Raw genomic sequence first — 5,701 nt, forward strand, 5'->3', positions numbered from 1 at the left:
CACATGGCCGGCACGCCGGCGTGCCGGCCATGTGCGACGGCGTCACCCAGGGTCAGCCCGGCATGGAGCTTTCGCTCTTCTCGCGCGATGTCATCGCCATGGCTGCCGCCGTCGGCCTGTCGCACAACATGTTCGATGCCGCCGTTTATCTCGCGTCTGCGACAAGATCGTGCCGGGCCTCGTAATCGCCGCCCTCACCTTCGGCCAGCTACCCGCCGTCTTCATCCCCGCCGGGCCCATGACGTCGGGCCTGCCCAATGACGAAAAGGCCCGCATCCGCCAGCTTTATGCGGAAGGCAAGGTGGACCGCGCCGCGCTGCTCGAAGCGGAATCGAAATCCTATCATGGTCCTGGCACCTGCACCTTCTACGGCACCGCCAATTCCAACCAGATGCTGATGGAGATCATGGGCCTGCACACGCCGGGTTCTTCGTTCATCAACCCCAACACGCCGCTGCGCGACGCCCTGACGAAGGAAGCGGCCAAACGCGCGCTTGCCATCACCGCGCTCGGAAACGAGTTCACGCCCGTTGGCCGCATGATTGACGAGCGCTCCATCGTCAATGGCGTGGTAGGCTCAACGCCACGGGCGGCTCCACCAACCACACCATGCATCTCGTTGCCATGGCGGCGGCAGCCGGCATCAAACTCACCTGGGACGACATTGCCGAAATCTCTGACCACGTGCCGCTTCTTGCGCGCGTCTATCCCAACGGGCTTGCGGACGTGAACCATTTCAACGCTGCGGGCGGCATGGGCTTTCTTATCCGCGAACTGCTCGATGATGGCTATCTGCATGAAGATGTCCGCACCATCTGGGGTGAAGGTCTGCGGCCTTACACGGTCGAGGCGAAGCTTGCCGATGATGGCACTGTCGCACGCCTGCCCGCACCCGCCACCAGCGGCAACGAAAAGGTGCTCACCACCGCCGCCAAGCCCTTCCAGAAGACCGGAGGCATCCGCGTCCTGTCGGGTAATCTGGGCAAATCCATCATCAAGATTTCCGCCGTCAAGCCCGAGCACCGGCTGATCGAGGCGCCGGCCATCATCTTTCACTCGCAGGACGAGATGCAGGAGGCTTTCAAGGCCGGAAAGCTCGACCGGGACTTCATCGCCGTCATCCGCTTCCAGGGGCCCAGGGCCAATGGCATGCCCGAGCTCCACAAGCTCACGCCTGCCCTTGGCGTTTTGCAGGATCGCGGCCGCCGCATCGCGCTCGTCACGGATGGCCGCATGTCTGGCGCATCCGGCAAGGTGCCGGCAGCATCCACGTCACGCCTGAAGCGCTCGACGGCGGCATGATCGGCAAGTTGCGTGACGGCGACCCGATGCGCCTTGACGCCGAGAAGGGTACGATCGAAGTGCTGGTCGACGCGGACGAACTCGCCGCGCGCGAGAGCGCCGCCCCGGATCTTTCAGCCAACGGGTTCGGCATGGGGCGTGAGCTTTTCGCCGGTTTCCGACAGCTTGCCGGCCGCGCGGATCAGGGGGCTGCCGTTTTCTGATCTGGAACAATCAGTCGCCCCGGTGCATTCTCTCCATGATCGGAGGGGGCGGTGAACGGCTACTGGTTTCTATTCAGACGATTTTCGCGGGCCCTGTGGTTCTTGCCGGCACTGTTCTGCGCGTCGGCGGTGCTCGTCGTCATACTCGCTTATCTCTCCGCCAGCCTCTTCCCCGAGGGGCTGGAGGAAAGCGCTATCCCCATCACCGTCTCCGCAGACGCCCTGCGCAACATTCTCGGCATCGTTGCATCGAGCATGCTGGCGGTGGCGGTGTTTGCACTCTCTACGCTTGTAAACCTGCTGACCAGCGCCGCGCAGACCGGCTCGCCCCGCGCTGTCCCGCTCTTTTCAGGAAACCGCGCAGCGCGCACCACGATATCTGTCTTCATCGGCGCATTCCTCTTCTCGATCATCGGCATTATCGGCCTGTCGAGCGGCATCTATACGCTGGGCGGACGTCTGATCCTGTTCATCGCCACAGTGTTCGTCGTCTTCGCGGTCGTCTGGGCATTAATTCGCTGGGTCCGTGAAATCTCGGTCGTGGGCCGCGTGGTGGAAATGACAAGCCGGCTGGAAGCTGCGACCCGCCAGGCACTCGACCGGCTTGGCCGCGACGGGCTTTATGGGTGCAGCGCTGGCGAGCGATCACCCATCGGGCACGAGGTTGCGGCAGGCAGCGTCGGCTTCGTGCAGCATTTCGACCCCCACGCGCTACAGGACCTGGCGGAAGACAAGGGGCTTGTCATTCACGTGCGTGTCCGGCCCGGAGACTATGTGGACCATACTGCAATCATTGCCGTGGTCGTCGGTGAAGCGGATGAGGCCGTGCTGAAGGCCATCCGCGGCGATTTCATCATCGGAGAGGAGCGTACCTTCGATTCCGATCCCGGCTTCGGCTTTCTCGTTCTGGCGGATGTGGCGCGGCGGGCCCTGTCGCCCGGGGTCAACGACCCCTCGACCGCCAACCATGTCCTCACGGTGCAGACGCGTCTTCTGGCCAACTGGGCGCTGGATGAGAAGGACGAGGAACGGAAGGATCCACCTTATCCGCGCATTCGCTTCATGCCGGTCAGCCCGGAGCGCCTGCTGGACGAGGCCTTTCGGCCGATCTCCTATGAAGCCGCATCTGCGGCACCTGATGTTCAAGAGGCACTGCTGCGCGGCCTGGCCTCACTCGCCCGCATCTCACCGGATGCGTTCTCAAACGCCGCCGCGTCCCTTGCGGAAGACTTCATGGCCCGCGCTGCCTCCGAGGGCTCGCACGAGCCCGACATTGTAGCTCTACGAAAGTTGGCAGCCGGCTTGACCGAAGGCACCGAGCGCCCTCGCCCTTCGACAAGCTCAGGGTGAGGGCTACTACAGCGTTGACGGATAGCGTGGCTGGCGACATTCGTCTTGTGCCTCAACAGCCCTCATCCTGAGCTTGTCGAAGGGCGAGGGCGCCTGGCACCACCATCGAAACCAGCCGCCAAACGCACTCAATAGGTGGTGCGCCGTTCTTCGGAGGGTGGGCGCCCGAACTGCTGACGATAACTCTGCGCGAAATAGGAGTGCGAGGTGAAACCCGTGGCAATCGCCACGTCGAGGATCGCCATATTGGTCTGACGCAGAAGCTCGCGCGCCCGCTCCAGCCTCAATCGCATGTAATAACGCCCCGGCGTCATGCCCAGATGCCGCAGAAACAGCCGTTCCACCTGCCGCACCGAAAGGCTTGCCGCCCTGGCGAGCTGCACCGCCGAGTAAGGCTCGTCCAGATTGTCGGCCATCAGTTCGACGATCTTCTTCAGTTTCTCCGATTTTCCGGTGAGGTCACGCTCCGGTCCCGTCCGCTGGCGGTCGCCCGGCGAGCGGATGCGCTCGTGCTGGAACTGGTTGGCCACCTCGTTGGCCAGTTCCACACCCAGGTCATTGCGCACGATTTCCAGCATCAGGTCTATGGAAGTGGTCACGCCGGCGCAGGTATAGCGCTTCCGGTCGATCTCATAGACATTGCCAGTGCACTCGATCTCTGGAAAGCGCTCCATGAAGGAGGCCCGGTTCTCCCAGTGGATCGTGCAGCGATGCCCCTCAAGCTGGCCGGCCTCTGCCAGAAGATAGGATCCCGCCGCCAGCGCCCCGAGAGCCGCGCCGCGACGGCCGAGCGAACGCAGACCCGCCAGCACCGTGCTCTTGCCGGGAAACTCCGTCGTCAGCCCGACACAGACAAACAGAATATCGACCGGTGGCAGGTCGGCGATCGCATAGTCGATCTTGATCGGCAGACCGTTGGAGGCCATCACCGCTTCACCATCGGCGGAGACGGTGACCCAGCTATAGACATCCCGTCCCAGAAGACGATTGGCCGAGCGCACGGTGTCGATGGCCGCCGCCAGCGAAAACATCGAGAATTTGTCTACCAGCAGAAAGGCAAACTGCCGGGTATCCTGCCGCGCCTCGCCCATGGCCCATTGTTGTAAAGCAGGCTGGTCCGGCAGGAAAGACATGGGCGATGATCCAGATTGGGGTCCTGGCCCTAGAAAGCGGGCGGCTCAAGTCCCGCAGTGCGGAATGCGGAGGTCAGCGTGTTGGCCATCAGCATGGCGATGGTCATCGGCCCGACACCGCCGGGCACCGGCGTGATCGCGCCGGCGTTTTCCTTCGCCTCGGCAAAAGCGACATCGCCGACAAGCCGGGTCTTCCTCTCGCCCTTTTCCGGTGCGGGGATGCGGTTGATGCCCACGTCGATCACCGTGGCGCCGGGTTTCACCCAGTCACCCCTGATCATCTCGGGGCGGCCAACGGCCGCAACCAGAACGTCGGCGGTTCTTGCAAGCGCGGGAAGGTCCTTCGTTCGACTGTGGGCGATCGTCACCGTGGCGTTCGCTGCCAGAAGCAGGTTTGCCATCGGCTTTCCGACGATGTTGGAGCGTCCGATCACCACCGCCGAAAGCCCCGAAAGATCGCGGCCACGCACTCGTTCCAGCATCAGCATCGCACCGGCTGGCGTGCAGGGCACGAAGGCACTACCGAGCGTACCCGTGCCAAGACGCCCCACATTGATGAAGTGAAATCCGTCGACATCCTTGTCGGGGTCGATTGTCTGAATGATACGGCCCTCGTCGATATGTTTCGGCAGGGGCAGTTGCACCAGAATGCCATGGATCGCGGGATCGGCATTGAGTTCCTCGACCAGCGCCACCAATTCTTCCTCGCCGGTCTCTTGAGGCAGCGAATGCTGCACCGAATGAAACCCGCACTCCTTCGCGCGGCGCGATTTTGAGGCGACATAAACCTGGCTGGCCGGATCCTCACCGACGATCACCACGGCGAGCCCTGGCGTCACTCCGGTCTCAGTAAGCCTGGCGGTCTCGGTCTTGACCTTCGCCACGACATCCTCAGCGAGGGCTTTTCCGTCAATGATTTCGGCCATGTCTTTCCCCGGTGCAGCTATCAAGGGGTGCGAGGTGGCTCTTCGTTGGGACGAGGCCCGCACATGAGCCCGCATAATGGGGAAAACACAGAACCGCAATCCCGTCACAGCGCCGTTCCCTGACGTTATTGGGAAAGGCGGTGTTTTCAGGTCAGTAACGATGCCTGTTTAACCGGGGTGCCGTTAGCGCATCCACTTCGCGGCGTACGGCCTTGAGACGGTCGTGGATCTCATCGAAGCGTTCGCTGCCCTCATCCTCGTCTTCGACGGTCCCTGGCGCCTGCTGCGCCATGACACCGAAATCAGGTTGAAAAGGCATGGGAGCCTGCTGCCACGTCGGATAGGGTTGCATCATCGGCATTCCCACGACCTGCGGCATCGGTGCCATCATCTGCATTGGCCCGGGAACCATCATGCCGGGGTGCATGGCCATTTGCGCTCCCGGCCATGCGGGCTGCGCAGCGAGGGCAGTCGCTGCCGGCGCATTCTGCTCCGGGGCGGGCCGGGGCTGATGACGCTTTTCCCGGTGTTCTTCAGCGTATTCCACGAAATCCTCGCCCGCGTCCGTATCGAGATCGTCTGGAAACGCCTCATCGTCCTCCCGGTCCTCCCAACCGGTTTCCGCACGCGCCATCGCATGGCGTTCACCCGACCGGAGAGACCAGTCCCGCGGACGCTCCCGCGATGCGGCACGGCGATCGTCACGCCCTTCATCTTCCCGCCAGTGCGAGCCGCCACCCGGCGGCGTGGGGTCCGGTTCGGGATCAGGGTCGCGCTCGTCGGCGCG

Annotated in this window: 3 protein-coding genes and 2 pseudogenes; 2 read left to right on the plus strand and 3 right to left on the minus strand. The window is 63.3% G+C overall.

Annotation, left to right across the window (positions count from 1 at the left end; genetic code table 11):
- Positions 1-1,505, plus strand: a pseudogene (edd, locus tag JCM21793_RS30755) (phosphogluconate dehydratase); the annotation flags it as partial.
- Between the two features lie 51 nt (positions 1,506-1,556).
- Positions 1,557-2,855 carry a DUF2254 domain-containing protein gene (locus JCM21793_RS22385; protein WP_025031779.1) on the plus strand — a complete coding sequence of 433 codons (1,299 nt, stop codon included), beginning with the start codon at positions 1,557-1,559 and terminating at the stop codon, positions 2,853-2,855.
- 128 nt (positions 2,856-2,983) lie between these two features.
- Here the strand turns inward: JCM21793_RS22385 and JCM21793_RS22390 are convergent, their stop codons facing one another.
- From JCM21793_RS22390 to JCM21793_RS29595, 3 genes and pseudogenes are all read right to left on the minus strand, one after another.
- A complete protein-coding gene (locus JCM21793_RS22390; protein WP_007006944.1) occupies positions 2,984-3,946 on the minus strand; it encodes a GlxA family transcriptional regulator in 963 nt (320 codons plus the stop codon).
- Between the two features lie 71 nt (positions 3,947-4,017).
- Entirely contained in the window at positions 4,018-4,914 is an 897-nt protein-coding gene (gene folD, locus JCM21793_RS22395; protein WP_025031780.1) for a bifunctional methylenetetrahydrofolate dehydrogenase/methenyltetrahydrofolate cyclohydrolase FolD, read from the minus strand.
- A 151-nt stretch (positions 4,915-5,065) separates the two neighbouring features.
- Positions 5,066-5,701, minus strand: a pseudogene (locus JCM21793_RS29595) (GumC family protein); the annotation flags it as partial.

The organism is Nitratireductor aquibiodomus NL21 = JCM 21793, from assembly GCF_000615975.1.
Classification (GTDB): Bacteria; Pseudomonadota; Alphaproteobacteria; order Rhizobiales; family Rhizobiaceae; genus Nitratireductor; species Nitratireductor aquibiodomus.